The organism is Streptomyces longispororuber, assembly GCF_024448165.1.
Taxonomy (GTDB): Bacteria; Actinomycetota; Actinomycetes; order Streptomycetales; family Streptomycetaceae; genus Streptomyces; species Streptomyces longispororuber_A.
Window position 1 is genome coordinate 1 of record NZ_JAMOLN010000363.1, and the last position, 5,206, is coordinate 5,206.

Sequence of the window (5,206 nt, forward strand, 5' to 3'; positions counted from 1 at the left end):
CAGGCTCATACGACCGCCCTGCGCTTGAAGTCCTGCAGCCGGTACGTGGTGTCCAGGACCGGCACCCGGTCGGGGATCCACGACAGGTCCTGCAGTGGCTGCACGGAGTGGATCAGGACCAGGTCCCAGGGCAGTTCGCGGGGGTTCGTCACCGCCTTCAACGGCTGCCCCTCGACGGCCAGTTCGGGTACCAGTGGATCCGCGTACGCCACCTCGGCGCCGGCCGTGCGCAGCCCGGCCAGGATCTCCACCGACGGCGACTCGCGCACATCGGCGACCCCGGGCTTGTAGGCGACGCCCACGACCAGGATCCGGGCCCCGCGCAGCGCCGTTCCGGCGTCGGCGAGAACCTCGCGGGCCCGCCGTACCACCTGGTGGGGGCGGGTCGCGATGGCGGTCATCGCGGTGTCGATCAGCGGCGAGGCGACCCGCCGCTCACGCAGCTGCCACAGCAGGTAGTGCGGGTCGCACGGAATGCAGTGCCCGCCGACGCCGGGCCCCGGGAAGAACGGCATGAACCCGTACGGTTTCGTCGCCGCGGCCTCGATGACCTCAATGGCCTCCAGGCCCAACTCCCCGCAGATGGTGGCGAATTCATTGGCGAGGGCGATGTTCACCGCGCGGAAGGTGTTCTCCAGGAGCTTGGTCATCTCCGCCGCCTCCGGCGAGAGGACCTCGTGCACCCGGGCGCCGGTGCGCCGCAGCATGTCCGCCGCGCGCCGGGTGCACTCCGGGCTCACCCCGCCGATCACCCGGGGCGTGGTGTCCTGCGTGTGCGCGGCGTTGCCCGGGTCGATCCGCTCCGGCGCGTAGGCCACGCACACGTCCTGCGGCACGGCCAGGCCCCGCTCGGCGAGCGGGCGCAGCAGCAGGTCGCGGGTGGTGCCCACATAGCTGGTCGAGGTCAGGACGATGGCCTGCCCCGGCACGGCCTGCTCGACCGCGGAGCGGCACGCGCCCTCCAGGGCCCGCAGGTCGGGTACGAGATGGTCGTCGACCGGCGTCGGTACGCAGATCAACACGGTTTCGGCGGCCTGCAGTTCCTTCGCATCGGACGTCAACAGGAAGCGCTGGCTGGGCAGTTGACGGCGCAGGCGCACATGGTCGGTGGGCAGCAGATCCACGTCGTACGCGCGGATCGCGGCGAGCCGTCGCTCGTCGACGTCGACGCCGATCACCCGCACCCCGGAGTCGAGCAGGGCGAGCGCGGTCGGCAGGCCGACATATCCAAGTCCGATGATGCCTACGACCGGCGTCGCGGCATGCGTGAATAACTCTTCTGAAGTACCCACTGGAAATCCCCCTGATCCCCGGTCCCCCGATATCCGGTCTCCCCCCTGGATCGCGGATATGGATGCCGCGGACGCGGAATCGGTCGGATTGACACAAGGCGTCAGCATGCCACGGGGTCCAGTGCACCGGGGAGATACCGAATAGGTTCGTACAGCTGCGGTGGATGGGGTGGACAATCAGTCGGGCACGCAGGGCGAACCACCGCACTGCATGTGGCCGGTCATCGGTCCTGGAAGTCCTGCCTGCCGGTTGCGCATTTCCGGCTACCGGCTATGGGGCAAGAGAATTGGTTACCGATTCACCGATTCCTGAGGGCTTCCTCGATCGTCCGCATCACGTCCGCCAGCGGAGCGTCCGTGCGGGCCACGGTCACCAGCACCTCGTCGGAGTGCGACACCTGCGCGGCGGGGGCCGGTGCGGCGGGCGTGCGGCCCGCACCGATGCCGGTCCCGAACGTGCGCCGCACGATGGCGAAGGCGTGGTCCAGCTGGCTCTCCACATCGCCCTGGCCGCCGGCCCGCAGCCAGCGCCGCAGCACGTGGTTGTGGGCGGTCACGACGGCGGACGCGGCGACCTCGGCGAGCAGCGGGTCGTCGTTGCCGTCGTGGTGGGCCTGTTCGTCGAAGTGGCCCAGGAGGTAGCGGGTGAAGAGGCGCTCGTAGCGGGAGACCGAGGCGATCTCGGCCTGGCGCAGCGTCGGCACCTCGCGGGTGAGCTGGTAGCGCGCCACGGCCACCGAGGGCGAGCCCGCGTACATCTTCATGACTTCCTTGATGCCGCGGCACACCGTGTCCAGCGGGTGCTCGAGCGGCGGCGCCGCGTTCAGCACGGCCTCGGCCCGCACCAGGGTGTCGTCGTGGTCCGGGAAGATCGCCTCTTCCTTGGAGCGGAAGTGCCGGAAGAACGTCCGGCGTGCGACCCCGGCCGTGGCGGCGATCTCGTCGACCGTCGTCGCCTCGTACCCCTTCGTGGCGAACAGCTCCATCGCCGCGGCCGCGAGCTCGCGGCGCATCTTGAGCCGCTGGGCGGCGGCACGGCTGCTCGCGGCGCTCTCCGGCGCGTCCGAAGAGGCACCGGAGGCGCCGGTCGTGGCGGGCGTACGGGAGGACTGGTCGGCCTGGGAAGCGGGCGTCATGCCCCGAACGTACTGCATGTACGTTCCAAGTCGCTCCCCGGTAAGCGGGCCGCCCGACGCTCCGAGCAGCCCGCCCCAACCGGCTCCGGCCTCCGTACCCGGCTCAGCGCCTGGCATATTCGCGGAAGCCACGGCCCGTCTTGCGGCCGAGGCAGCCCGCGGCCACCAGGTGTTCCAGCAGCGGCGCCGGTGCGAGGCCCGGGTCGCGGAACTCGCGGTGCAGCACCTTCTCGATGGCGAGGGAGACGTCCAGTCCCACCACGTCGAGGAGTTCGAACGGGCCCATCGGGTACCCGCCGCCGAGCTTCATCGCGGCGTCGATGTCATCGAGCGACGCGTAGTGCTCCTGGACCATCTTGACCGCGTTGTTCAGGTACGGGAACAGCAAAGCGTTCACGATGAACCCGGCGCGGTCCCCGCAGTCGACCGGGTGCTTGCGCACCGTGAGGGTCAGATCGCGGACGGTGGCGTGCACGTCGTCGGAGGTCAGCACGGTCCGCACGACCTCGACGAGCTTCATCGCAGGGGCCGGGTTGAAGAAGTGCATCCCGATGACGTCCTGCGGCCGCGAGGTGGCGCGGGCGCAGGCGACGACGGGCAGCGAGGACGTGGTCGTCGCCAGGATCGCGCCCGGCTTGCAGATCTTGTCGAACGCCGCGAAGAGCTGCTGCTTGATCTCCAGGTCCTCGGCGACGGCCTCCAGGGCGAGGTCGACGTCGGCGAAGGCGTCGTACGAACCGGCCGGGGTGATCAGGGCCAGCGCGGCCTCGGCGGCCTCCGCCGCCATCCGGCCCTTGTCGACAGAACGCTGAAGCGACGTGCCGATACGGGCCTTGGCCTTCTGTGCCTTCTCCTCGCTGCGGGCCGCGAGCACGACCCGGTAGCCGGCCTTCGCGAAGACCTCGGCGATCCCGGAGGCCATGGTCCCCGAGCCCGCGACACCCACCGAGCGGACGGTGCGCAGCGGGGCGGCGAGGGCGTCGGCCAGCGGCGTCAGCGCGTCCCGCACCACCACGGAACTGCCCGGCTCCTCGTACGAGTAGAAGCCGCGGCCCGCCTTGCGCCCGGTCAGGCCCGCCTCGCTGAGCTGCTTGAGGATCGGGGCGGGGGCGTGCAGGCGGTCGTGCGACTCGGCGTACATGGCGTCGAGGACGGTGCGGGCCGTGTCGATGCCGATCAGGTCGAGCAGGGCGAGCGGCCCCATGGGCAGCCCGCAGCCCAGCTTCATCGCGGCGTCGATGTCCTCGCGCGAGGCGTACTTGGCCTCGTACATGGCGGCGGCCTGGTTGAGGTAGCCGAAGAGCAGGCCGTCGGCGACGAATCCGGGCCGGTCGCCGACCGCGACGGGCTCCTTGCCCAGCTCGATCGCGAGATCGGTGACGGCGGCGACGGCGGTCGGCGCGGTCAGCACGCTGGAGACGACCTCGACGAGCTTCATCGCCGGGGCCGGGTTGAAGAAGTGCAGTCCGAGGACGCGCTCGGGCCGTGCCGAGTCGGCGGCGAGCCGGGTCACGGACAGGGCGTTGGTGCCGGTCGCGAGGACGGTCCCGGGCCGCACGATGTCGTCCAGGGCCCGGAAGATCTGCTGCTTGATCTCGTACGACTCCGGGGCGACCTCGATCACGAGGTCGGCGTCGGCCGCGGCCTGCAGGTCCGTGAACGTACGGAACCGGGCCAGCAGGTCGGCCCGCTGCTGTTCGGTGAGGTGCTCGCGGCGCACCGCACGCGCCGTCGAGGCCTCCAGGGACGCGACGGCCTGCGCGGTGGCGGCCTCGCTGATGTCGATGCCGATGACCTCGCGGCCGGCACGGGCCAGCACTTCGGCGATGCCGGTGCCCATCGTGCCGAGGCCGACGACGGCGACGGTGGTGAGGGAGGAAGAGGGCGACGACGGCGACGACGACGGGGACAGGGGAGCGTCCATCCGGGGACTCCAGGAAGTGAGGGTGACGACCGAGGAGCGCACGCGGGGGCCCGGGTATGCCGACGGGCCCGTGGCGTACGGGAGTTGAGCGCGCTGCGCTGAAGGTGAACCGACCGGCCCTGTCCCAAGCCGTGTCGTACCGAACCGACTGATGCTCCGGGCGGCTGCGTCACCAGGCCACCGGGAGTGCTGCTGCGGGAGTGTGTCCCGCTCACCTGAGCTTAACCGCCGGGTAACGAGCGCGCCAGCCCTTGTCGTTGGCCAGTCTCTGTGATCTACGTCGCCGCAGGCCCGGCGCGTCTACCCTCGACGTCATGGACGAAGAGTCGCGAACGGTGACGGAACGCATCCGGAAGGAATCCGGCGGGACGCCCGCCTTCGAGAAGCTCGCGGCGACGGACGACCGCGATGATCTGGCGGCCGTGCTGACGGCTCCGGAACAGCCCCTGTGGGCCCGCGAGTTGGCCGCGTACCGGCTCGGTCTGGCGGGTGACCGCCGGGCCTTCGAGTCCCTCGTCCTCCTCCTCAACCACCGGGACCCGGAGCGCTGCGCGGCGGCGGCCCGGGCGCTGGCCGCCCTGAACGACCCCCGGACCGCCCGCGCCGCGGCGGCCCTGGCCACGAACGAACTGCGCGTCGCGTACGCCCTCCACCCGGTCCGCCTGCTCACCCAGCTCAGGGCACCCGAATCGGCGCCGGCCCTGATCGAGACGCTGCGCCGCCGGCTGGCCCCCCACGACCCGTACCGCAAGGTGGCGCTCGCCTGCGTCGAGGGCCTCGGCAGCCTCGCGGACCCCCGCGCCCGCGAGGTCCTCACGGACGCGTGCACCCACCCGCGCCTCGCGATGGCGGCG

The 5,206-nt window shown here is 71.4% G+C and carries 4 protein-coding genes; 1 reads left to right on the forward strand and 3 read right to left on the reverse strand.

Translation table 11 applies throughout. The annotated features are described in order from the left end of the window. Nucleotides 1-5: 5 nt before the first annotated feature. The 3 genes from M4J07_RS46585 to M4J07_RS46595 form a co-directional block, all read right to left on the reverse strand. Nucleotides 6-1,292, reverse strand: coding sequence for a nucleotide sugar dehydrogenase (locus M4J07_RS46585; RefSeq protein WP_255983243.1), 1,287 nt, complete (start codon nt 1,290-1,292; stop codon nt 6-8). A 299-nt stretch (nt 1,293-1,591) separates the two neighbouring features. After that, nucleotides 1,592-2,446, reverse strand: coding sequence for a TetR family transcriptional regulator (locus M4J07_RS46590; RefSeq protein ID WP_255983245.1), 855 nt, complete (start codon nt 2,444-2,446; stop codon nt 1,592-1,594). A gap of 85 nt (nt 2,447-2,531) precedes the next feature. Continuing rightward, the gene (locus M4J07_RS46595; RefSeq protein ID WP_255983247.1) at nt 2,532-4,352 is read right to left on the reverse strand and encodes a 3-hydroxyacyl-CoA dehydrogenase family protein; all 1,821 of its coding nucleotides are present in this window, start codon (nt 4,350-4,352) and stop codon (nt 2,532-2,534) included. Between the two features lie 314 nt (nt 4,353-4,666). Between M4J07_RS46595 and M4J07_RS46600 the strand changes: the two genes are divergently transcribed. Beyond that, a partial coding sequence (locus tag M4J07_RS46600; protein ID WP_255983249.1) for an adenylosuccinate lyase occupies nt 4,667-5,206 on the forward strand: 540 nt, incomplete at its 3' end.

Coding starts and splice junctions, on each gene's coding strand:
- M4J07_RS46595 (WP_255983247.1), bottom strand. CDS start 4,352: ATGGACGCTCCCCTGTCCCCGTCGTCGTCGCCGTCGTCGCCCTCTTCC.
- M4J07_RS46590 (WP_255983245.1), bottom strand. CDS start 2,446: ATGCAGTACGTTCGGGGCATGACGCCCGCTTCCCAGGCCGACCAGTCC.